At 68.2% G+C, this 21,632-nt stretch carries 18 protein-coding genes and 2 tRNA genes; 9 read left to right on the top strand and 11 right to left on the bottom strand.

Annotated features, from left to right (window positions below; translation table 11 throughout):
* The first annotated feature begins 96 nt into the window (after positions 1-96).
* Positions 97-822, top strand: a complete 726-nt coding sequence (locus tag ACFRAH_RS14040; protein ID WP_377991499.1) for an HNH endonuclease family protein — start codon at positions 97-99, stop codon at positions 820-822.
* A gap of 169 nt (positions 823-991) precedes the next feature.
* Here ACFRAH_RS14040 and ACFRAH_RS14035 read toward each other — a convergent pair.
* The 4 genes from ACFRAH_RS14035 to ACFRAH_RS14020 all read right to left on the bottom strand — a co-directional run bounded on the left by ACFRAH_RS14035 (position 992) and on the right by ACFRAH_RS14020 (position 4,710).
* Positions 992-1,065: transfer RNA gene (locus tag ACFRAH_RS14035), tRNA-Met, on the bottom strand.
* Between the two features lie 61 nt (positions 1,066-1,126).
* Positions 1,127-1,198, bottom strand: a tRNA-Thr gene (locus tag ACFRAH_RS14030).
* A gap of 283 nt (positions 1,199-1,481) precedes the next feature.
* Positions 1,482-3,566, bottom strand: coding sequence for a DEAD/DEAH box helicase (locus tag ACFRAH_RS14025; RefSeq protein ID WP_377991498.1), 2,085 nt, complete (start codon positions 3,564-3,566; stop codon positions 1,482-1,484).
* Positions 3,567-4,056: 490 nt separating this feature from the next.
* Positions 4,057-4,710, bottom strand: a complete 654-nt coding sequence (locus ACFRAH_RS14020) for an MOSC domain-containing protein (protein WP_377991497.1) — start codon at positions 4,708-4,710, stop codon at positions 4,057-4,059.
* Positions 4,711-4,944: 234 nt separating this feature from the next.
* On the opposite strand from ACFRAH_RS14020, the gene ACFRAH_RS14015 reads away from it, so the two are divergent.
* From ACFRAH_RS14015 to ACFRAH_RS13995, 5 genes are read left to right on the top strand one after another with little or no spacing between them, the layout of a single operon-like run.
* Positions 4,945-5,646 carry a Tat pathway signal protein gene (locus ACFRAH_RS14015; protein ID WP_377991496.1) on the top strand — a complete coding sequence of 234 codons (702 nt, stop codon included), beginning with the start codon at positions 4,945-4,947 and terminating at the stop codon, positions 5,644-5,646.
* 2 nt (positions 5,647-5,648) lie between these two features.
* Positions 5,649-6,869, top strand: coding sequence for a glutathionylspermidine synthase family protein (locus ACFRAH_RS14010; protein WP_377991495.1), 1,221 nt, complete (start codon positions 5,649-5,651; stop codon positions 6,867-6,869).
* Positions 6,866-8,389, top strand: a complete 1,524-nt coding sequence (locus ACFRAH_RS14005) for an APC family permease (RefSeq protein WP_377991494.1) — start codon at positions 6,866-6,868, stop codon at positions 8,387-8,389. Before ACFRAH_RS14010 ends, ACFRAH_RS14005 begins: the two co-directional genes overlap by 4 nt.
* Before the next feature lie 35 nt (positions 8,390-8,424).
* Positions 8,425-9,645 carry an acyl-CoA dehydrogenase family protein gene (locus ACFRAH_RS14000; protein WP_377991492.1) on the top strand — a complete coding sequence of 407 codons (1,221 nt, stop codon included), beginning with the start codon at positions 8,425-8,427 and terminating at the stop codon, positions 9,643-9,645.
* 54 nt (positions 9,646-9,699) lie between these two features.
* A complete protein-coding gene (locus ACFRAH_RS13995) occupies positions 9,700-11,331 on the top strand; it encodes a phospholipase D family protein (protein WP_377991491.1) in 1,632 nt (543 codons plus the stop codon).
* Positions 11,332-11,356: 25 nt separating this feature from the next.
* Here the strand turns inward: ACFRAH_RS13995 and ACFRAH_RS13990 are convergent, their stop codons facing one another.
* The 6 genes from ACFRAH_RS13990 to ACFRAH_RS13965 all read right to left on the bottom strand — a co-directional run bounded on the left by ACFRAH_RS13990 (position 11,357) and on the right by ACFRAH_RS13965 (position 18,060).
* Complete coding sequence (locus ACFRAH_RS13990; RefSeq protein WP_377991490.1) at positions 11,357-12,115, bottom strand: SDR family oxidoreductase; 759 nt, start codon at positions 12,113-12,115, stop codon at positions 11,357-11,359.
* A gap of 61 nt (positions 12,116-12,176) precedes the next feature.
* Positions 12,177-13,598 carry an MFS transporter gene (locus ACFRAH_RS13985; RefSeq protein ID WP_377991489.1) on the bottom strand — a complete coding sequence of 474 codons (1,422 nt, stop codon included), beginning with the start codon at positions 13,596-13,598 and terminating at the stop codon, positions 12,177-12,179.
* A complete protein-coding gene (locus ACFRAH_RS13980) occupies positions 13,595-14,143 on the bottom strand; it encodes a winged helix-turn-helix transcriptional regulator (RefSeq protein ID WP_377991488.1) in 549 nt (182 codons plus the stop codon). Before ACFRAH_RS13980 ends, ACFRAH_RS13985 begins: the two co-directional genes overlap by 4 nt.
* 40 nt (positions 14,144-14,183) lie before the next feature.
* Positions 14,184-15,503 (bottom strand): glycosyltransferase 87 family protein, encoded by a 1,320-nt coding sequence (locus tag ACFRAH_RS13975; RefSeq protein ID WP_377991487.1) that lies wholly within the window; start codon positions 15,501-15,503, stop codon positions 14,184-14,186.
* Positions 15,500-16,660 carry a cystathionine gamma-synthase gene (locus tag ACFRAH_RS13970; protein ID WP_377991486.1) on the bottom strand — a complete coding sequence of 387 codons (1,161 nt, stop codon included), beginning with the start codon at positions 16,658-16,660 and terminating at the stop codon, positions 15,500-15,502. The genes ACFRAH_RS13975 and ACFRAH_RS13970 overlap by 4 nt, the downstream gene beginning before the upstream one ends.
* 14 nt (positions 16,661-16,674) lie before the next feature.
* A complete protein-coding gene (locus tag ACFRAH_RS13965; RefSeq protein ID WP_377991485.1) occupies positions 16,675-18,060 on the bottom strand; it encodes a cystathionine beta-synthase in 1,386 nt (461 codons plus the stop codon).
* Between the two features lie 120 nt (positions 18,061-18,180).
* Between ACFRAH_RS13965 and ACFRAH_RS13960 the strand changes: the two genes are divergently transcribed.
* Positions 18,181-19,314: an SLC13 family permease gene (locus ACFRAH_RS13960; protein ID WP_377991643.1), complete on the top strand. Its 1,134-nt coding sequence runs from the start codon at positions 18,181-18,183 to the stop codon at positions 19,312-19,314.
* Positions 19,315-19,433: 119 nt separating this feature from the next.
* Complete coding sequence (locus ACFRAH_RS13955; RefSeq protein WP_377991484.1) at positions 19,434-19,865, top strand: VOC family protein; 432 nt, start codon at positions 19,434-19,436, stop codon at positions 19,863-19,865.
* Between the two features lie 63 nt (positions 19,866-19,928).
* Here the strand turns inward: ACFRAH_RS13955 and ACFRAH_RS13950 are convergent, their stop codons facing one another.
* Complete coding sequence (locus ACFRAH_RS13950; RefSeq protein ID WP_377991642.1) at positions 19,929-20,333, bottom strand: VOC family protein; 405 nt, start codon at positions 20,331-20,333, stop codon at positions 19,929-19,931.
* A gap of 151 nt (positions 20,334-20,484) precedes the next feature.
* Between ACFRAH_RS13950 and ACFRAH_RS13945 the strand changes: the two genes are divergently transcribed.
* A complete protein-coding gene (locus ACFRAH_RS13945; protein WP_377991483.1) occupies positions 20,485-21,507 on the top strand; it encodes a DNA-3-methyladenine glycosylase family protein in 1,023 nt (340 codons plus the stop codon).
* Positions 21,508-21,632 lie beyond the last annotated feature (125 nt).

The raw sequence follows: 21,632 nt of genomic DNA, 5'->3' as shown, positions 1-21,632 counted from the left end.
ACCTGGTCAAGGTTCCGGTTCTCCCCTGTTCCGGCTGACATGCTGATTGACGCATCAAGCAATCCGTACCGTTCCAGGAATCATCATGGGGGAATCATGCCGCCAGGCACGTTCAATCACGCCCGACGCCGGGTGGCCGCCGCCGCTGCGTCGGTCACGTCCGGCCTCTGGGTCAAATCGCTGTCCGCTGCCGCCGTGGCCGCCGGCCTGCTGTTCACCGGGCTGGCTGTGCCAGCCGAGGCAGCCACCTACTACTCCGCGCCGCTGCGCACCGCAGCCCGCGCCCTTCCGGTGGCCGCGGAGAACAACGCCGGCTACGACAGGGACCGCTATTTCGGCACCTGGCTGGACACCAACCGTGACTGCCAGAACACCCGGGCCGAGGTCCTGCTCCAGGAGGCAAAGGCAGCCGCGACGTACACCACTGCGCGCCACTGCACCGTGCGTGCGGCCCGCTGGGTGACCCGGTGGGACAACCGCACGCACACCCTGGCGTCGGCTGTGGAGATCGACCACACCGTTCCCGTCCACGAGGCGTGGGGCTCAGGTGCCCGCTACTGGTCGCAGGCGCGCCGTGTGGCGTTCTACAACGACCTCGGCGACACCCGCTCCCTGAACGCGCAGACGGCGGCTCTGAACTCTGCCAAGCAGGCCAAAGGCCCGGAGGCGTGGATGCCGCCGGCCAACCGCTGCGAGTACGTCGGCAACTGGATCGCGGTGAAGATCCGCTGGGGCCTGCGGGTGGACAGCGCCGAGAAGGCGGCCCTGATCCGCTACGCAGACTCCTGCCCGAACGTGCGCCTCAGCGTCACCAAGGTCTAAGCCAGGCTTTAGGGCCAGTCCAAACTGGGGCACTTTGGCACGGGACACGCCGACCTCCGTCGTTATTACGACGCCGACAGCCCCAAAGCGCCCCGCGACGGCCTGGGCGCTCTCAAGTCTAAAAACAAAAGCAGGCCAGGGGCTCAATGCCTCTGACCTGCAGTCTCTGTAGCGGTGGGGAGGCTCGATCTCCCGACCTCACGATTATGAGTCGTGCGCTCTAACCAACTGAGCTACACCGCCACGAATGAGAAAAACCTGTGTCAAGCCGGTCAAGACCGCCTTGACACAGGCCCTCATTCCGAGCCCCCCACCGGAATCGATCCGGTGACCTCGTTCTTACCAAGAACGCGCTCTACCACTGAGCTAGGGGGGCAACGAGTAAATACTCTACCGGAAGATTTGGCACTCAACAAATCGGCGGCCGAACGGGGTTCCCCGCGGCCAAAAACCCCGGAAATACGGGCCCAAAGCGGGCTGTGGGCGTCCTCAGAGCGGCTTCCAGGGGCACTTTGGAGCCTCGATGTGACGAAGCATACACGGCGGCCATGGAGGCGGACTTAAATAGAAACAGGCCGGCGGATCAGCCGGCCTGTTTCTATTCGGATGCGGAGTTCACCACAGCGTCATTCGTCATGCGAATTATCGCGACAGGGTGGTTACCACTTGCCCTTGCGGTTGAAGTCGCGGTGGCCGCCTTCGTTGCCGTGGCGCGGCTTGCGTGCGCCATCACCGTGCCCGCCGAAGCGGGAGTCGCTGGACTGGCCCCGGTCGCCCCCGAAGCCGCGCTCGGAACGCTCGCTGTACGCGCGGCCGCCGCGGTCAGCGGAGGAACGCTCGCCGTCGTTCTTGCGGAATTCCTTCTTGAAGCCGCCATTGCCCTTGAAGTTGCCGCCGCGGCCGCCCTGGTAGCCGCCCCGGTCACCGCGGTCGCCGCGGTCGCCTGACGGGCGCCTTCCGGAGTCCAGCTCGAGGTGGATCAGCTCGCCGCCGATCCGCGTGCGGGACAGGGCGCGCAGCTGCTCCTGGCTCAGGTCAGCCGGCAGCTCAACCAGCGAGTGGTCCGAGCGGATGTCGATGCCACCGATCTGCGACGACGAGATGCCGCCCTCGTTGGCGATGGCGCCCACGATGGAACCCGGCATGACGCGCTGGCGGCGTCCTACGGCGATCCGGTAGGTCGCGTTGCCCTCGGTCAGTGCACGGGTCGGGCCGCGTGAGCCGAAGCCGTCCTTGCCGCGCTCACGCTTCTGGAACTCCGGAGCAGCCGGCAGCTCCTTGACCAGGAGCGGCTGGCCGCCCTGGGCCATGACCGCCAGTGCCGCGGCGATTTCTGCCGCCGGCACCTTGTGCTCTTCCTCGTAGGAGGCGATGAGGTCGCGGAACACGGCAACGTCCTCGGACTCCAGGGTCTCGGTGATTCGCTCGGCGAACTTGCCCAGGCGCAGTGAGTTGACCGTCTCTGCCGTGGGCAGGTGCATCTGCTCCACCGTCTGGCGGGTTGCCTTCTCGATGGCGCGCAGCAGGTACTTCTCCCGCGGCGTCATGAACAGGATCGCATCGCCGGCGCGGCCGGCACGGCCGGTGCGGCCAATGCGGTGCACGTAGGACTCGGTGTCGTGCGGGATGTCGTAGTTGACGACGTGGCTGATGCGCTCGACGTCGAGGCCGCGGGCGGCCACATCGGTGGCCACCAGGATATCGATCCGGCCTTCCTTCAGCGCATCAACAGTGCGTTCACGCTGCTGCTGCGGGATGTCGCCGTTGATGGCGGCAGCCTGGAAGCCGCGGGACTTCAGCTTGTCGGCAAGATCCTCGGTCGCCATCTTGGTACGGACGAAGGCGATGACGCCGTCGAACTCTTCCACCTCGAGGATGCGGGTCATCGCGTCGAGCTTGTGCGGGCCCATGACCTGAAGGTACCGCTGCTTGATGTTGGTGCCCGTGGAGGTCTTGGACTTCACGGAGATCTCGGCAGGGTTGTTCAGGTACTGCTTGGACATCCGGCGGATCTGGCCCGGCATGGTGGCCGAGAAGAGCGCCACCTGGCGGGATTCCGGGGTCTGCTGGAAGATCTGCTCGACGTCTTCCGCGAAGCCCATGCGCAGCATTTCGTCGGCCTCGTCCAGCACCAGGTACTGCAGTTCGGAGAGGTCCAGGGAACCCTTGGCGATGTGGTCGATCACGCGGCCGGGGGTGCCGACAACAACCTGGGCGCCGCGGCGCAGGCCGGCCAGCTGGGGACCATAGGCGGATCCGCCGTAAACGGGAAGGACAGTGAAGTCGTCCATGTGCTTGGCGTAGGAGGTGAAAGCCTCGGCAACCTGGAGCGCCAGCTCACGGGTCGGCGCGAGAACCAGGGCCTGCGTCTTGCGGGACGGGCCGTTGAGGTCGTGGAGCTCGGCCAGCCGGGACAGTGCCGGTACTGCGAATGCTGCAGTCTTACCGGTACCCGTCTGGGCCAGGCCTACTACATCGCGGCCTTCGAGCAGCAGCGGAATCGTGGCTGCCTGGATGGGCGAGGGCTTTTCGTAGCCGACGTCCTGCAGGGCGGCGAGAACCCGGCCGTCGAGGCCAAGGTCGGTGAAGCGGACGCCTTCTTCTTCCGGCTCAGCGGCGGCGGCGGTCTCACCGGGGGCTGCGGCCTCGGCGGGCTCGGCTGCGGGGACAGCAGCCTCGGTGAATTCGATGTTGGCGGTTTCGGCGGTTGCCGTCTCGGTGGCGTCGGCGTGATTTTCGGGCATAGGGAAATATTCCTCATCCATAGGGGGCCAGGCGGCACAACCCGAGGTGAGCGGAGCCGCAGTACATGTGCCGTGGGCGCCGGGCATACATTGACCGGCCGGTCACGTAGAAGTCCGGCGCTTTCGCAATCCCGTGGCAGGACTTCACACTGCATCTCTTGGCTGCTATCCCAGCAGTCTGTACAGCGTTTTCTTCAGCCGGCTCTCCCTATGAAACTGCCCGCATCACATTTGCGGGCCCCAACACTTGCCAGTCCTGCCTCAAAAATTGGGCAGGAATAAGGGATTTCCGGAGTGGGGGATGTATCCAGTGTAGGGCATGACACCGCCTGCGGACGAACCGGGGGACCGGCGGAGGCGGTGAGCTTGGGCACACCCGGCATTTCCGGGCCGGTTTTCACGCCGGCCGGGGCCTGCGCCCGCGCCGATCCGGGCTCACGTCCACCGCAGGCTGCCTAAAGCCGTGCAGACATGCGGCAGGGGCGGCTTGCTACCGGCCCACCCGGCGGAGCATCTTCTCGAACCGCTCGTGGTACTCGGGCTGCAGGCGGATTTCGCCGTCGGCCTCGGCGTCGCGCAGGGCCTCGATGGCATCGACGTCGGGCTCGCTGAACCACTGGCCAATGGTCACGCCGTGCTTCGGCACGAACAGCCGGTGGATGTGGTCGCCGGCCTGCACGGAGCCGGTCTTGATGACGCGGAGGTAGGCTCCCACCCGGCCCGCCTCCGTGAAGCGCTTGACCCACTGGGGCTCGTCCATGCGCCGCTGGAAGGTGGCACACGGAACGCGCGGTGAGGTGACCTCAACTTCAACATCCAGCCCGATCCGCCAGCGCTCACCAATGACGGCGCCGGTGGTTTCGATCCCTGCCACCCGGAAGTTCTCCCCGAAAATCCCCGGCGGCAGTTCGCGCTGCAACTCCCCGACCCAGTAGTCGGCGTCAGCCTGGGAATAGGCGTACAGCGCCTGGTCCTCTCCCCCGTGGTGGATCCGGCTGGCCTGGATGTCACCGTGCAACCCGAGCTTGTGCACCTTCACCGGCCCGTCCACGGGACGCTTGTCGATGGCGGTGACGCCCACGCTTCCCTCATCGGGAAGGAGCTGGTGGACCCGGCAAACGGCAAGAAGCGTGGCTGTGTGCATGGCACCAGTCTAGGTTCTGGCCCTGACCAGCGCGTTTGATGCTTTCAGGAAACCGTTTTTCAGGCGGGCGTTGCGCGCGGCAGCTTATTCACCGCGGGACGCTCCAGCCACTAGGCTTGCTGCAGTATTTCCGGGTGCCCGGCGAGCCCGGCCGCGGCCACGCGGTCCGGCCGCCAACAGCACCGCCAAACAGCCAACAGCAGTACCAAACAGCATGGAGCAACAGGGGGAAGCATGGACCCGGAACGGGATCCGAGCAAGGACGCTGACGGGGGCCGGAGCAAGGACCGGTCGGGCGGCGACGACTTGTCCGGCGACGACTTGTCCGGCGGGGACCGGTCCGGCGGGGACCGGTCCGGCGGGCCGGCCAAGCCGCCGCCATGGCAGGTGCCCAAGCCCGAACTCCACCCCGAACTGCTGACCCCCGGCACGCCGGGCGAGGGCAGCCAGCGAAAGCCCGGCAAGGGCACCCAGGGCCCGGAACCCGGTTTCCCCCAGCCCAGCCCAGTCTTTGACCCCTTCGCCCGTGACCGTGAGCGCGATGCGGCGGCGCGGAAGAAGCGGTCCCAGCGCCGCACGGTGGTGGTGGGTCTTGGCGTCACGGCGCTCCTGGCCGGCACCATCACGGCCATCGTGGCAAGCAACGAGCAGGATCCCGACTACGCCCAGGTCTGCTTCAACGAGGAAACGGGCGAACGCGTCGAGGACACGCAGTGCAACAGCTCGGCCGGGCGCGGCGGGGCCCTCTACGCCTGGTACTTCTATGCGCGCGGGGCCAGCGTGCCGGGCATTGGCCAGAACAGGACCGCCTATCCGAACTTCACCCGGACGGTGCCGCAGGGGGCCAAGACCTCCACGGGCTACAGCAGCAAGGGCGGCACGGTCAGCAGGGGCGGCTTCGGCAGCAGCTCCAAGGGCGGAAGCACGGGAGGCTAGGCGTGAAGCGGTTACTCTCGGAACCCCGGCCGGACTGGAAGCAGAAGATCGAGGAACAGGGCCTGGTGTTCTCCACCACCACGCTGCCAGGCGGCAAGACGATCGAGTACTGGAACGAGGCCGCCTACTACGAATTCACCATGGACGAGGTGGAGGCACTGGAGGTCACGGCCGAGGACATGCACAGGATGTGCATCGAGGCCGCGAAGTTCCTGGCCACCGGCGCGATGGGACCCATCGGCATCGGTCCGCAGGCGCTCGAACTGGCGGCCGAGTCGCTGCAGGCCGGTGACATGGACATCTATGGCCGGTTCGACTTCATCTACGACGGCCAGGGCGGCGCCGCCAAGATGCTCGAGTACAACGCGGACACGCCCACCGGCCTCATCGAGGCGGCCGTGGCCCAGTGGTTCTGGCTGCAGGACGTCTTCCCGGAGAAGGACCAGTGGAACGGAATCCACGAGGCACTGATCCGGCAGTGGAAGAAACTTCAGTACCGCACCGGGATGAGCACCCTGCACGTGGCCCACTCCGAGGCCGAGGAATCCGGCGAGGACTGGATGACCGCCGCCTACATGCGGGACGTCGCCGGCCAGGCCGGGTGGACCACCATTGGCATCAACATGTCCGACATCGGCTGGGACCCGAACCTCAAGCGCTTCGTGGACCTGGACAACTTCATGATCAGCACCATCTTCAAGCTCTACCCGTGGGAGCTGATGATGAAGGAGCCGTTCGGCCACCGCCTGCTGCAGCGTGCCCACAATCCCCGCTGGGTGGAGCCGGCCTGGAAAATGCTGCTGTCCAACAAGGCGCTCCTGGCCGCGCTGTGGCACCTCTACCCTGACCACCCGAACCTGCTGCCCGCATACCTCAATGGTCCGGGCCCGCTGCGGGAGTGGGTGGCCAAGCCGCTGCACGGCCGCGAGGGCGACAACATCCGGATCCATGCGGAGGGCATCAGCCTGGAGAAGCCCGGTGGCTACGGCCGCGAGGGCTGGTGCTACCAGCAGTACCACTCCCTGCCGGACTTCGACGGCAACCACCCGGTGCTGGGCCTGTGGGTGGTGGACGGCGAATCGGTGGGCTGCGGCATCCGCGAGTCCGACGGCCCGGTCACCGACTACTTCTGCCGCTTCGTCCCGAACACCATTGACGCGCCGGCGCCGCTGAGCGTCCAGGCGGCCCAGGCCAACGCACACAAGGCAGGTATTGCGCTATGAAAACCAGAACGACGACGGCGGCCGGCGGCGCCGGGGGCCAACCCGGCGCCGCCGTCCCCGGCAAGGGGCTACGGGCCGGGATCCTGGACCTCGGCGACTCGGTGATGCTGGGCCTGGCCTCCACCGCCCCGGTGTACTCGCTGGCCGCAACACTGGGCCTGATCGTGGCCGTCAACGGAACCCACACCCCGCTGATCCTCGTCCTGGGCTTCATTCCCGTGCTCTTCATCGCCTACGCCTTCCGCGAGCTCAACAGCGCCATGCCGGACTGCGGCACCACCTTCATCTGGGCCCGCCGTGCGTTTGGCCCCTGGGCGGGATGGCTGGGCGGCTGGGGCGTGGCCCTGGCCGGCACCGTGGTCCTGGCAAACCTGGCACAGGTGGCGGGCCAGTACCTCTGGCTCCTCATCGGCGACGGGTCCCTGGCGGGGAACAAGGCGGTGGTGACGGCCACCGGCGTCGTTTTCATCGCCTTCATGACCCTCGTGAACTACCGCGGGATCCGGCTGGGTGAGCATGTGCAGCGGACCCTGACATACGTCCAGTACATCTCCCTGGGCATCTTCGCCGTAGCGATCATCCTCCGGATCGCAGGCCTGACCGGTGAGCCGCCGGCCGGCCAGCCGTTCGACGTCGAATGGTTCAACCCGGCCGGGGCGTTCGCCGATCCCGGCGCGATGGTCCACGGCATCCTGCTGGCCCTGTTCATCTACTGGGGCTGGGACACCTGCCTGGCGGTGAACGAGGAAACCGAAAACCCGGCCACCACGCCGGGCCGCGGGGCCGTGATTTCGGCCTTCGTGCTGGTGGCCATCTACGTTTCCGTGGCGCTGCTCGTGATGATGTACGCCTCGGTGGGGACGGAGGGAATCGGACTGGCCAACGCCGACAACCAGGACGACGTGTTCCTGGCGATGAAGGACGTGGTGCTGGGTCCGTGGGGCTGGCTGATTGTGGTGGCGGTCCTGGCATCCGTGCTGTCCTCCACCCAGACCACCATCCTGCCCACCGCCCGCGGCACCCTGTCCATGGGCGTGCACCGGGCCCTGCCGCCAAAGTTCGGCGAGGTCCACCAGCGCAACCAGACCCCCGGTTTCTCCACCCAGGTGATGGGCGCCGCGGCGATCGGGTACTACGTGGCCATGAGCTTCCTTAGCGAGAACCTGCTCTCCGATTCCATCAGTTCCATCAGCCTCTTCATCGCGTTCTACTACGCCCTCACCGGCTTCGCCTGCGCCTGGTACTTCCGGAGCACCCTGACGGAATCCGCCCGCAACCTGTGGTTCCGCGGCGTCCTCCCGCTGCTCGGGGCGCTGCTGCTGACCGCGGGGTTCTTCGTCTCGGCGGCTCAGATGTGGGGCCCGGGCTACGGGAACACGGAGATCTTCGGCGTCGGCGGGGCCTTTGTCAGCGGCGTGGTGCTGCTGGCCCTCGGCGTGGTGCTCGCCGCGGTGTGCCGGTTCCTGCCCTCCACCCGCGGGTACTTCCGGGACGGGAAACGGGTGCCCGTTGACCGATAGACCTGACCGGGAGACGGGGCACGTAGGATGCTGGCATGAGCAACGACGCCCTTGATCCTGCGGAAGCCTCGGCCGAGTACGGCCTCCCGGACCCTTCGGATGTCCTGGCGCTCGATTCCCTGCTGACTCCCGACGAGCTGGTCCTCCGGCAGCGGGTCCGGGACTTCACCGACCAGCAGATCCGCCCCGACATCGCCGACTGGTACGAGCAGGGCGTCTTCCCGCTGCACCTGCCCGCGCAGCTCGGCGAGCTGGGCGTCCTGGGAATGCACCTGGAGGGCTACGGCTGTCCGGGCCGGTCCGCCGTCGAGTACGGCCTGGCCGCGATGGAGCTGGAGGCCGGCGATTCCGGGATCCGCACGTTCGTCTCGGTCCAGGGCTCCTTGGCGATGACCGCCATCCACAAATGGGGCTCCGAGGACCAGAAACAGGAGTGGCTCCCCCGGATGGCCGCCGGTGAGGTGATCGGCTGCTTCGCGCTGACGGAGCCGACGGCGGGGTCGGACCCGTCATCGATGACCACCGTTGCACGGCAGGACGGGACCGGAGAGGATGCCGGCTGGATCCTGGACGGCGCCAAACGGTGGATCGGGCTCGCCTCCGTCGCCGACGTTCTGGTGGTCTGGGCGAGGACCGACGACGGCGTCCGCGGCTTCCTGGTGCCGGCCGGCACCGCGGGCGTCAGCGCCACGCCGATCGGGCAGAAACTGTCCATGCGCGCTTCCATCCAGTGCGATGTAACGTTCGACGGCGTCCGGCTGGGTCCGGAGGCACTGCTGCCGGGTGCGCGGGGACTAAGCGGCCCGTTCAGCTGCCTCAACGAGGCACGGTACGGCATCGCGTGGGGCGCCATGGGCGCGGCCCGCGATTCCTATGAGGCGGCGCTGCGGTATGCGCTGGAGCGCCAGCAGTTTGGCAAGCCGCTGGCCGGTTACCAGCTGACGCAGGAGAAGCTCGTGAACATGCTGCTCGAGGTCCAGAAGGGCACCATGCTCGCCCTGCACCTTGGCCGGCTTAAGGACGCCGGCCACCTCCGGCCAGAGCAGATCTCGCTGGCCAAGCTGAACAACGTCCGCGAGGCGATCAAGGTGGCGCGGGAAGCCCGGACCGTCCTGGGCGGCAACGGCATCACCCTGGACTATCCGCCGCTGCGGCACGCCGCCAACCTCGAGTCGGTGCGCACCTACGAAGGGACGGACGAGGTGCACACCCTCATCCTCGGCCAGCACATCACCGGGCTCTCCGCGTTCCGCTGAACGGCCCGGGCCTACCCCTCGCCGCGGCCGCATTGTCGGGAGCATACTGGGCACATGGCTGACGCTGACGATTCCCTGGCCTTGGGACGGACCGGGGAACACCGGGTGGACAGCAGTGCCGGTGCCTGGTTCCTGAGTGGCGCTGAACGGGGGAACGCAGCCACCGACGTGCACGCGGGCGGCGCCGGAACGCCGTCGTGGTCGGAGGGCAACCTCGTGCGGCCCCTGATTCATGGGGCGACCTACTTCGCCCGGCTCCATGAGGAGCTGTCGGCCCTGCACGCCGGAGACCGGGTGTGGTTCACCGACTGGCGTGGGGACTCCGACGAGAAGCTGACGGCGGACGGACCGGCGATCGGTGAATTGCTGGCACGGTTGGCCCGGGCGGGAGTGGAAGTGCGCGGCCTGATTTGGCGGTCCCACGGCGAGCGCGTGTCGGCACCGATGAGTTGGCGGTCCAACGAGCTCCTTAGCCGCAAGATCAACGACGCCGGCGGGGAGGTGCTGCTGGACCAGCGTGTGCGCCTCTTCGGCTGCCATCACCAGAAACTCTTCGTCATCCGCCGGCGGGACGACCCCTCACTGGACGTCGCGTTCGTGGGCGGGATCGACCTTTCCCACAGCCGCCGGGACGATGCCGACCACGAGGGAGACCCGCAGGCGGTGGCCATGGATTCCCGGTACGGGAAACGGCCGCCGTGGCACGATGCCGCGCTCGAACTGCGCGGCCCGGTTGTGGCGGATGTGCTGGAGTTGTTCGCCGAACGGTGGAATGACCCTCACCCCTTGGACCGCCGCACCCCGTACCGGATGCTGCTGCAGCGTCTGGCCGATATGCCCCGGCACCCCGAACCGCTCCCAGACACCGCGCCGCCCCCGCCGGTTGCAGGGCCGCACGCCGTGCAGTTGCTGCGCACCTACGGCATGAAGCATCCGCCGTTCCCGTTCGCACCCGGCGGTGAGCGGAGCATTGCCCGTGCCTACACGAAAGCCTTCGCCCAGGCCCGCTCGCTGATCTACATCGAGGACCAGTACCTGTGGTCGGAAGAGGTCGCCGCCGGAATCTCGGCGGCCCTCGAACATAACCCCCGGTTGAACGTGATCGCGGTCGTACCCCGCTACCCGGACTCTGACGGCATTCTCGGAGGGCCGCCCAAGCGGGTCGGGCAAATACGTGCCATCAGCAAGATGCGCCGCGCAGCGCCGGACAGGGTTGGGGTGTTTGACCTGGAAAACACGGCCGGAACTCCGATCTATGTCCATGCCAAGATCTGCATCATCGACGACACGTGGTTCACCTGCGGATCGGACAATTTCAACCGCCGGTCCTGGACCACGGACAGCGAGCTCACCTGCGCCGTCATCGACACCGCTGCCAGCGCCCGCGCTTCCGGGCTGGCCCACGGGCTGCGGCTCCAGCTCTGGGCCGAGCACCTGGGCCTGGACCAGGACGACCCCCGGCTCCGCGACCCGGCGGCCGGGCTCGAACTGTGGAACGCCGCCGCCGGTGCCCTGGACCACTGGCACAGAACCGGCCGCCGCCCGCCCCGGCCCAAGGGACACGTGCGGCACCACACGCCAGAACCCGTGCCGCCGCTGCAGCGTTTCTGGGCGGACGCTGCAAACCGCGTTGTCGTGGACCCGGACGGCCGCCCCCGCCGGATGCGCGGCACTACCCCCTTCTAGGCAAGCAACAGGCGACCGAAAAGCCTCAAGCCGAGAACCCGCCGTCGGCCTTAATGAGCTGGCCGGACACCCAGCGGCCTGCCGGGGACAGCAGGAAAGCCACGGTTCCCGCAACGTCGGCGGGCGTGCCCAGCCGCCCGCCGGGCTGCTGCCGGGCCAGCCCTTTACGGAGCTGATCATCCATCCAGCCGGTGTCCACGGGCCCGGGGTTCAGCACATTGGCGCTGATGCCAAGCGGTCCCAGTTCACGCGCCGCAGCGATCACGATCCGGTCCAGCGCCCCTTTGGACGCGCCGTACGGCAGGTTGAACGCTGTGTGGTCACTGGTCAGCGCGACGATAGCGCCGCCGTCGTCCGCTGCCTGCTGCGCGAAGGCGCGGACGAGCTGCCAGCCGGCCCGGGTGTTCACGGCGAAGTGCCGCTCGAAGCTTTCCAGGGTGGTGTCCAGGATGCCCGAGTCGACGGATTCGGCGTGGCTGAGGACCATCCCGTGCAACGTTCCTGCCTGCGCTGCCGCCTCAGCCATGAGCCGGTCCACGGCGCCCGGGTCCTGAAAGTCGGCGGGCAGGGCCACCACCTGGGAGCCGGTGGCCTCCAATTCGGCGGACAGCTGCCCGACGTCGTCCGGCTGGACGCCCCAGGGCATGCGGGCGTCGTAGTCCTGCCAGTAGGTCAGCACCAGGTCCCAGCCATCGGCGGCCAGCTGCCGGGCGATTCCCGCACCGATTCCGGCGAGGCGCCCGACGCCGGTCACGAGTGCGGTTTTGTTGGCGGTCTGTCCCATGTTGCGTCCCCAGCTGTCGTCCGGCAGTGTGCGCCGGGACGGGCCGCGGCGCCCGCTCAGTCTACTGAAGCGCCTGGTCTGCTGAAGCGGCCGCCACCGCTGCGGGCTGCCGACGTTCGGCGTGCTTGCGGATGGTGGCGCTGATCACTGCGGCGATGGTGCACATCGCGGCCGCTCCGAACCAGGCGTAGGTATAGTGGCCGGTGGCGTCCCGGATGGCCCCGGCGGCCAGGGCGGCCGCGGCGGCACCCAGCTGGTGCGCGGCGAACACCCAGCCGAACACCACGCTGCCGTCGGCGCCGAACACCTGGCGGCAGATCGCGGCGGTAGGCGGAACGGTGGCCACCCAGTCGAGGCCGTAGATCACGACGAACACGATCATGCTGGGCTGCACGGAGGATCCCAGCAGCAGCGGGAGCACCAGGAGCCCGATCCCGCGGAACTGGTAGTACACGGCCAGCAGGATCCGCGGGTTGAACCGGTCGGTCAGCCAGCCGGAGGCGATGGTGCCGACGATGTCGAAGATCCCGACGACGGCGAGCAGGCCGGCCGCGGTGGTTTCGGGCATGCCGTGGTCATGGGCGGACGGGATGAAGTGCGTGCCGATCAGCCCGTTCGTCGTGGCGCCGCAGATGGCGAACCCGGCTGCCAGCGCCCAGAACGTGCGGTTCTTGCTGGCGCTCCGCAGCACCTGCAGTGCCCGGACCGCGGCGTTGCGCCGGGGTTCGGCCGGTTTGCCGGCGGCAGCTGTCCCGGCGGTGGCGGCAGCGGCGGGTTCCCCGGCACCGTAAGGCAACGCCCCGACGTCGGCCGGTGAGTTCTTCAGGAACTTCAGCACCAGCGGAACCACGGCCAGGGCCCCGGCGGCGATGAGGAGCGAGGCCTGGCGCCAGCCCGGGTCCTGGGCGAGCACCGCGATGAACGGCAGGAAGACCAACTGCCCGGCCGCGCTGCCTGCCGTCAGGATGCCGATCACCAGGCCCCGGCTCTTGGTGAACCAGGTGTTGGCGATGGTCGCCGCGAACACCAGGGCCATGGATCCCGTGCCCAGGCCGATGAGCAGGCCCCAGGTGAGGAGGATTTGCCAGGACTGGTTGACCAGCACCGTCAGGGCACTGCCGGCGCCGATCAGTGCCAGGGCGACGGCGGTGACGGCCCGGACCCCGAACCGTTCCATGAGGGCCGCGGCGAAGGGGGCCGTGAGCCCGAACAGCACCAGGTTGATGCTTACCGCGGCCGACAGCACCGTGGTGGACCACCCGAACTCCTGCTGCAGCGGCACCATGAGCACGCCGGGCGCGGCACGGAACCCGGCTGCCCCCACCAAGGCCAGGAACGCGACCGCCGCTACGGTCCAGGCCGGGTGCAGCCGGCGCTTCTTCTTAGGCGTGTCCTCTGGAGTTTTTGTACAGATATCGTCCTCTAAAGCCCCCTCAGGGCGCGATATCTGTACAAAAACTCGGGGCTCCTCGGAAGTGCTCATGCGGCTGTTCCTTCTTCTCCGCCGCCTTGAACGCGGTTGGTCGGTTTGTCCGTGTGCTTCGGGGCGGTCGCCAGCGGAACCGGCTCCTCGCTGCGCGTCAGGCTGTGCCAGCTGGTGTTCCCGGCGGTGAGCTGTTCCCCGCACTCGGTGCAGCTGTCCGCGGACCCCGTGCGCTGCCCGCACGTTGCATGGATGACGTACATGTGGGCCCGCTCCGACGGCGCCTGCAGGTGCTTCTCGGACCAGATCACGACGGCGTTAAGCACCGGCAGCGCGTCCTCGCCTTTGGCGGTGAGGACGTACTCGTGGCGGGTGCGGCCGCCGTCGTCATAGGGCTGCTTGGCCAGCAGCCCGGATTCAACGAGGGCGGCAAGGCGCCGGGTGAGGACCGAGTCGGCCACCTGGAGGCGGGTTTTCATCGTGTCGAAGCGGCCGTTGCCGAAGAAGACCTCGCGGAGGACCAGCATGCCCCAGGGGTCGCCGAAAATGTCCAGGCCGCGGGCCATGCTGCAGTTGCGTTGGGACCAGTCGGAGCGGAGAGCCATGCTCCGACCGTAGCTGACTTTCTTGAAGAAAGCTAGCTCCTCAGCGTGGCGGGCGGATCGCGGTCCGCGAGGGCCGGTACGCGGCAGCCCAGTAGACCAGGAGCGCCATCCCGGAGACCACGCCCAGGCTGGAGACCATCAGCGGCCACTGCGTCCGCGGATTCACGCCCCACACCTCGGCCCCGGCCGCCATCGCGAGGTCCTTGGGCGCCAGGTAGAAGGCCACGGCCGACGCCGCCACCACCACCCAGCCGCCCAGCCGCATCAGGCCGGTCCGGGAGGGAACCCGGTGCATGGCGAAGGCCATGGACGGCAGCGCCACCGCGATCCACACCCAGTGGTGCGACCACGAGACCGGGCTGACCAGGAGCATGAGCACGGCGGTCGCGGACACGGCCACGAAGTTTTCCTCCACCGCCACCGCCCACCGGATCACCAGTGCAGTGAGGCCGGCGAGGCCCAGCGCGAGCACCAGCCAGATCAGGCTGGTGAACCCTGAGTCAGGCAGTCCCAAGTGGAGCAGCAGCCCCTTCAGCGACAGGTTGTCCACGTACCCCGGATCGCCGATGCGCCCGGTGTTGGGCAGGATCCTGGTCCAGAACATCGCCGATGCCTGGGGCAGCACTGCCCAGGCCATGGCGATGGAGCCGAGGAAGCCTGCGGCCATCCACGCCAGGGCCTTGAAATCCCGGCGCACCAGGAAGTACAGGCCGAACGCCAGCGGAGTCAGCTTAATGCCGGCAGCGAGGCCGATCAGCAGCCCGGCAGGCCAGCGGATCTCACCCGCCCGGGATTTTCCGTGCAGCGCGAAGTCGGCCAGGATCAGGCCCATCAGGATGATGTTGATCTGCCCGAACACGAAGGTGTCCCGCCACGGCCCCAGCAGGACGATGGCCCCTGTCCCTGCCAGGGCAACGGTCCGGAACCGCCAGTCGGCAAAGGCATCGCGCCAGCGGGTCATCCCGAAGTAGTGCCGGGCGAGCCATGCGGAAACCACGGCAGCCCCGCCCAGCGCGGCCCAGATGAACAGCTGCCCACTTTGGCCGAGGGTCATGGTGGCCAGGCCGGCGAACAGCAGCGCAGCGAACGGCGGATAGGTGAACGGCAGGCCGTCCCGGGGCGCATACAGCTCGTTGATGCCTGCTTCGCCGGTCTGCAGCACCTTGGTGCCGCCGTAGTAGTAGACCTCGAAGTCGTTCATGACCGGCGCGTATTGCGCGTACAGCCATGCCAGGGCGACGACGAGTGCGGCAGCACCGCCGGCCGTCGCCAGCCACCCGAGGACACGATGCGCGTTAGCAGGACTGCGGGGTTCCTGCCGGGCGCCGGCGCCTTCCTGCGTCTGCGGGGAGGCCGTCACTGGATGTGCGTGAAGGCTTGCTCAAGGTCGGCGATGAGGTCCTCGACGTCCTCGATGCCGCAGGAGAGCCGGATCAGGTTCACGGGGACGGCCAGTTCGGTGCCCTTGACCGAGGCGTGGGTCATCTCGGACGGGTAGTTCATCAGCGACTCAATGCCGCCCAGCGATTCCGCCAGGGTGAAGACCGACGTCGATTCGGCCACCTTGCGCGCAGCGGCCTCGCCGCCCTTGAACTGCACCGAGATCATGCCGCCGAACTTCATCATCTGCTTTTTGGCAAGCTCGTGGCCGGGGTGCGAGGGCAGGCCCGGGTACAGGACGGCCTCCACTTCGGGGCGCTCCAGGAGCCATTCGGCCACGGCCTGGGCGTTGTCGCTGTGCCGGTCCATGCGCACGCCCAGGGTCTTGAGCCCGCGAGTGGTGAGGAAGGCGTCCATCGGTCCGGAGACCGCCCCCACGGCGAACTGCACGAAGCCGATCTTTTCGGCCAGCCCGGCATCCTTGACCACGATCGCGCCGCCCACCACGTCGGAGTGGCCGCCGATGTACTTGGTGGTGGAGTGGACCACGACGTCGGCACCCAGGGCGAGCGGGGTCTGCAGGTAGGGCGACGCGAAGGTGTTGTCGACGACCAGGAGGGCCCCGGCGTCGTGCGCCACCTTGGCGAGCGCCGCGATGTCGGTGATCTTCATCATCGGGTTGGACGGGGTCTCAACCCAGACGAAGCGGGTCCTGTTGGCGGTGACGGCGGCCTCGACGGCGGCGAGGTCGGACATGTCCACGGGGGTGTTGCCGATCCCCCATTCGCCGAGCACGCGGCTGATCAGCCGGTAGGTCCCGCCGTAGGCGTCGTTGCCCAGCACGATGTGGTCGCCGGGGCGCAGCAGGGCGCGGATGAGCGAGTCCTCGGCCGCGAGTCCCGAGCTGAAGGAGTAGGCATGCGTGCCGCCCTCGAGCGCCGCGAGCTGTTGCTGCAGGGCGTCCCGCGTAGGGTTGCCGCCGCGGCCGTATTCGTAGCCGTCCCGCAGCCCGCCGATGCCGTCCTGGGCATATGTCGAGCTGAAGTGCAGGGGCGGCACGACGGCCCCGGTGCGCGGCTCGAAAGCCTGGCCGGCGTGCACGGCGCGGGTGTTGAATCCTTGGTTCTCTTCAGGCATGGGGGCTCCTTGGATCAGTTGCTGAGGTAGGCGAGGAGGTCGTGGCGGGTCAGGATGCCGATGGGTGCGCCCACGAACGTCACCATCACGGTGTCGACGTCGGAGAGCAGTTCGCGGGCGGCGGAGATGGTTTCGAGCGAGCCGATCACCGGCAGCTTCTCCCCCATGTGCTCGGCGATCTTGTCCGTCAGCCTGGCCTCGCCGCGGAACAGCTTGGCGGTCAGGGTCCGTTCATCGACGGCCCCGAGGACCTCGCCCATCACCACCGGCGGCTCAGCCGACAGGACCGGGATGTGGCTGACGCCGTACTCGTTCATGATGTTGATGACGTCGCGGACGGTTTCGTTCGGGTGGATGTGCACCAGGTCCGGCAGTTCGCCCGTCTTGAATTTGATGACCTCGCCCACGGACGCTTCCTCGCCGCCGGAGAGGAAGCCGTAGGAGCGCATCCACTGGTCGTTGAAGATCTTGGCGAGGTAGCCGCGGCCGGAGTCGGGCAGGATCACCACCACCACCGCGTCCTCGGGCAGGTCCCTGGCGGTGCGGAGCGCGGCCACCACGGCCATGCCGGAGGAGCCGCCCACCAGCAGGCCCTCCTCGCGGGCAAGCCGCCGGGTCATGGCGAAGGAGTCGGCGTCGCTGACGGCGAGGACCTCGTCCGGAACCGACTTGTCGTAGTTGGCGGGCCACATGTCCTCGCCCACGCCCTCGACGAAGTACGGGCGCCCCGTGCCGCCCGAGTAGACAGAGCCTTCGGGATCGGCCCCGATGATCCTGACCCGGCCGCCGTCGGACTCCGGACGGTCCGCCGAAACCTCCTTGAGGTAGCGGCCGGTGCCGGTGATGGTGCCGCCGGTGCCGGCACCGATGACGCAGTGCGTCACTTTGCCGTCGGTGTCGCGCCAGATCTCGGGGCCGGTGCTCTCGTAGTGGCTCAGCGGCGCCGCGGGGTTGGAGAACTGGTCCGGCTTGTAGGCGCCGGGGATCTCGGTGACCAGGCGGTCGGACACGCCGTAGTAGCTCTGCGGGCTGTCAGGCTCGACGGCGGTGGGCGTCACCACCACTTCGGCGCCGTACGCCTCCAGGACCGCGCGCTTGTCCTCGCCCACTTTGTCCGGGACCACGAAGATGCACTTGTAGCCCTTTTGCTGTGCCACCAGAGTCAGGCCCACGCCGGTGTTCCCCGAGGTGGGTTCGATGATGGTGCCGCCGGGCTTGAGCTTGCCGTCGCGTTCGGCTTCCTCGACCATCTTTGCCGCGATGCGGTCCTTGATGGATCCGCCCGGGTTCACGTATTCCAGCTTCACGAGGACGGTGGCTTTGATGCCCTCCGTGACGTGGTTCAGCTTGATGAGCGGGGTGTTGCCGATGAGGTCCAGGACTGACTGGGCGTACTTCATGGGTACCAACTTACCGTCTTGGTGCTGCGTGCACGCCCCGGCGGCGTTCGGTGCGAAGATTGGGCCGTGGCACCCCTCCGGATACCGAAGAATGTGCAGGGCTACCTGCTGCCGGGCCTCATGCTGCTGGCCGGAACCGCCTGCCTCGCCGCGGGCCTGCTCCCGTGGCCCGCGTTCGGGGAGCTGGCGGGGCGCACAGTCCCCATTTTGGCCTTCGTGGTGGCGATGACCGTCGTCACGGAGCTGGTTGATGACGCGGCGCTGTTCCATGTGGTGACGGACCGGATTGCGGTGCTGGGCCGGGGCAGCGTCTTTCTGTTGTGGCTCTTTGTGCTTGCCCTGTCCTTCGTTGCCACGGCCTTTCTGTCGCTGGACACCACCGCCGTCCTGGTGACTCCCATGGTGGTGCTGCTCGCCGTCCACACGAAGATCCCGCCCTTGCCATTCGCACTGACCACTGTGTGGCTGGCCAACACCGCGTCGCTGTTCCTGCCGGTTTCCAACCTCACCAACCTCTTGGCGCAGGGAAACCTATCCCTGAGTCCGCTGGGATTCGCCCAACTGATGTGGGCGCCCGCCGCCGTCGGCGTCCTGGTGCCTGCGCTGCTGCTGTGGCTGGCCTTCCACCGGGACCTGCGTGGCCGCTACGGGAAGCAGCCGGTCCACATGCCAAGGGACCGGACGCTTCTGCGGGCGTCGGGGGGCACGCTCCTGGTGCTGCTTCCTGCACTGGTTTCGGGGATTCCCGTGGTTGTTCCCGCCGCACTCGCAGCAGTATTCCTGGTGGCCCTGTTCCTCCGGCGGCGTCCGGGATCCCTGCGCTGGTCGATGCTGCCCTGGCGTCCGCTGATGCTCACCGCCGGGCTGTTCATGGTGGTGGAAACCCTCCATTCGCATGGCCTCACCGAGGCCCTGGCGCCAGCCGCCGGGACCGGCGACAGTCTCCCGGACCTGCTGCGCCTCGCGGTACTGGGCGCTGGCTCCGCCAACGTCGCCAACAACCTCCCCGCCTATCTGGCCCTCGAGCCCGCGGCCGGCTCCCCGCTCAGGCTGGCCGCACTGCTGATCGGGGTCAACCTGGGTCCGCTCATTTCGCCGTGGGCATCCCTCGCCACGCTGCTGTGGCACGAGCGGCTGCAGAGCCTCAACCTCCGTGTGCGTTGGGGCGGCTTTGTGGTTGCCGGAGCCGTCGCGGTTGTGGTTGCGCTTCCGTTGGCGGTCCTGGCGCTCTGGCTGGGCAACGGGATGCCCTGAGGGCCACAGGCCTCAGCCGGGGCCTGCGAAGTACTAGCCAGGGCCGGGGCGGGCAAGGCAAGCTGGCTACGCGCCCGCCGCCGGGTGGGTGCCACCGCCTCGTTGAAAGGAACTGTGCCTTGGACTGGACCCTCGAAGTTGTTGTGCTGCCCGTGAGTGACATCGGCCGTGCCGTGGAGTTTTACCGGGACAAGGTCGGCTTCAATCTGGACCACGACACGCAGAACGAGCACATGCACGTGGTGCAGCTGACGCCTCCGGGTTCGGGATGTTCGATCGTGATCGGCGACCTGCCCTCGCAGAACGAGATGGCCCCCGGCTCCATGCGGGGCCTGCAGCTTGTGGTGGCGGATGCCCGGGCCGCGCGCGACGAACTGCTCAGCCGCGGCGTGGAGGCGAGCGGGATCACCGTCTTCGACGAGCGCGACGGCGGCACCTTCTTCGGGTTCAGCGACCCGGACGGGAACACCTGGGCCGTGCAGGAACTCAGGATCCGCGCCCAGAAACCGCTGATCCCGGTGGAGGCCCGCAGCCGCTTCGGCGGGGAGTAGCCGGGCCCCGCCGGTCCGGCCAGCCGCCGGTGGGCCAGCCGCCAGCCGCTGAAGGCCCGGACCTCAGCCGGCAGCACCGCCGGCATCGGCGGGCAGGTTCTCCCAGAGCCCCAGGATGTTCCCCTCGGTGTCCTTGAAGTAGGCATAGTGGCCCATGCCCGGGATGGTCTCCTTCGGCTTCACCACGGAACCGCCAAGCTGCTCGACCGTCCTGAGTGTCGCGTCAATGTCCTCCACGTCCACGGTGATGACGGGTGTGGTCAGCTCCCCCGCCCTGGCCATCATGCCGCCGTTGATGGCCCCCGGCTCCGTGGGCCGGCCGGTCTTTTCGTCCATGGGCGTGGTGATCACCACGTTGTAGTCCATCTCCGGCATGGGGTCGATCCGCCAGCCGAGCGCCTGGTTGTAGAAGTTTCTTGCCCGGTCCTGGTCGTCTGCGGGGATTTCAAAATGCACCACTCCACCCATTGCGCTCACCTACAACTCGAAGGAAGGGACGCGGCCCACCCGCGCCACACTGGGGATTGTAGTCCCGGCACGGTCCACGGTTAAGGGCCCGGCGAAACCCTCGCGCGGGCCCGGCGGCAGCTTTGTCTGTCCGGCGTGGGACGATGTTTGTATGACCATTGCTGACGCCCCCGCCCGGCTCGCTGCCGCGGCGGACGCGTCCCTGAGGTGGCATCCGGGCGGCCCGTATGACCTGCGCCGTACCCTGGGGATCCTGATGCGCGGCAACGGCGACCCCTCCTTCTCCCTGCGGCCGGACGGGCTGTGGATGGCTTTCACGACGCCGGATGGCCCGGTGACGCTGCGGCTCACCGTGGCAGGTGGCCGGGCCGCCTCACCGGGGGCGGACAGCAGCGGCGGCCCGGATGACGGCGGCCCCTGCGTCGATGCCCAGGCCTGGGGTCCCGGCTCCGGCGCTGCCCTCGCAGGACTCCCGCGGCTGCTCGGCGCCGATGACGACTGGTCTGCTTTCGACGAGCCTTCCTTCGCCGCGACGCTCCCCCGCATGGTGCGTGAGGCCCGACGCCGGAACCCCGACGTCCGCCTGCCGTCCACCGGGCGGATGGTTGATTCCCTCGTGCCCACCATTTTGGAGCAGAAGGTCACCGTCATTGAGGCGCGGCGCGGTTTCCGGTACCTCATGTACCGGCACGGAACGCCCGCCCCCGGTGCCGGTACCATCGCACCTCCCGGACTGCTGGTCCGGCCCACCGCAGAGGGCTGGCTCCGCATTCCTTCCTGGGAGTGGCACAAGGCGGGTGTCGGCCCGCAGCGCTCGGCGACCGTCATGCGCGCCCTGCGGTCCGCCGTCGCGCTTGAACGCCTGGCCGCACTGCCGGCGGCGGAGGCAGCCGCCAAGATGCAGACCATCCCGGGAATCGGAGTGTGGACGGCAGCCGAGGTGGTGCAGCGGACGCACGGCTGCCCCGATTCCATCGCGGTGGGCGACTACCACCTGGCCGCCTATGTGGGCGCGGCCCTGACCGGACGGCGCACTGACGACGCCGGCATGCTGGCCCTGCTGGAACCGTGGGCGGGGCACCGGCAGCGGGTGGTCCGCATGCTCGGCCTGAGCGGCTTCCGGAAACCGACGTTCGGCCCGCGGATGACCATCCAGGACCACCGCGCCCACTGACGGTCCCCTGCCGGTGGCTGAAATGCGAACCGACCGCTTATGGCCCCGCAGTGCAGGACCGCTCCAGCGCGAACGTACACTTGTGGCCCCCGGGAAGCGCTTCCCGGGGGCCACAAGTGTACGTT

Source organism: Arthrobacter sp. NPDC056727, from assembly GCF_042790555.1.
Classification (GTDB): domain Bacteria; phylum Actinomycetota; class Actinomycetes; order Actinomycetales; family Micrococcaceae; genus Arthrobacter.
The sequence above is the reverse complement of the archived record's forward strand: the minus strand, read 5'-3'. Positions and strand labels throughout refer to the sequence as shown.

Coding starts and splice junctions, on each gene's coding strand:
- ACFRAH_RS14040 (WP_377991499.1), top strand. CDS start 97: ATGCCGCCAGGCACGTTCAATCACGCCCGACGCCGGGTGGCCGCCGCC.
- ACFRAH_RS14025 (WP_377991498.1), bottom strand. CDS start 3,566: ATGCCCGAAAATCACGCCGACGCCACCGAGACGGCAACCGCCGAAACC.
- ACFRAH_RS14020 (WP_377991497.1), bottom strand. CDS start 4,710: ATGCACACAGCCACGCTTCTTGCCGTTTGCCGGGTCCACCAGCTCCTT.
- ACFRAH_RS14015 (WP_377991496.1), top strand. CDS start 4,945: ATGGACCCGGAACGGGATCCGAGCAAGGACGCTGACGGGGGCCGGAGC.
- ACFRAH_RS14005 (WP_377991494.1), top strand. CDS start 6,866: ATGAAAACCAGAACGACGACGGCGGCCGGCGGCGCCGGGGGCCAACCC.
- ACFRAH_RS14000 (WP_377991492.1), top strand. CDS start 8,425: ATGAGCAACGACGCCCTTGATCCTGCGGAAGCCTCGGCCGAGTACGGC.
- ACFRAH_RS13995 (WP_377991491.1), top strand. CDS start 9,700: ATGGCTGACGCTGACGATTCCCTGGCCTTGGGACGGACCGGGGAACAC.
- ACFRAH_RS13990 (WP_377991490.1), bottom strand. CDS start 12,115: ATGGGACAGACCGCCAACAAAACCGCACTCGTGACCGGCGTCGGGCGC.
- ACFRAH_RS13985 (WP_377991489.1), bottom strand. CDS start 13,598: ATGAGCACTTCCGAGGAGCCCCGAGTTTTTGTACAGATATCGCGCCCT.
- ACFRAH_RS13980 (WP_377991488.1), bottom strand. CDS start 14,143: ATGGCTCTCCGCTCCGACTGGTCCCAACGCAACTGCAGCATGGCCCGC.
- ACFRAH_RS13970 (WP_377991486.1), bottom strand. CDS start 16,660: ATGCCTGAAGAGAACCAAGGATTCAACACCCGCGCCGTGCACGCCGGC.
- ACFRAH_RS13965 (WP_377991485.1), bottom strand. CDS start 18,060: ATGAAGTACGCCCAGTCAGTCCTGGACCTCATCGGCAACACCCCGCTC.
- ACFRAH_RS13960 (WP_377991643.1), top strand. CDS start 18,181: ATGCTGCTGGCCGGAACCGCCTGCCTCGCCGCGGGCCTGCTCCCGTGG.
- ACFRAH_RS13950 (WP_377991642.1), bottom strand. CDS start 20,333: ATGGGTGGAGTGGTGCATTTTGAAATCCCCGCAGACGACCAGGACCGG.
- ACFRAH_RS13945 (WP_377991483.1), top strand. CDS start 20,485: ATGACCATTGCTGACGCCCCCGCCCGGCTCGCTGCCGCGGCGGACGCG.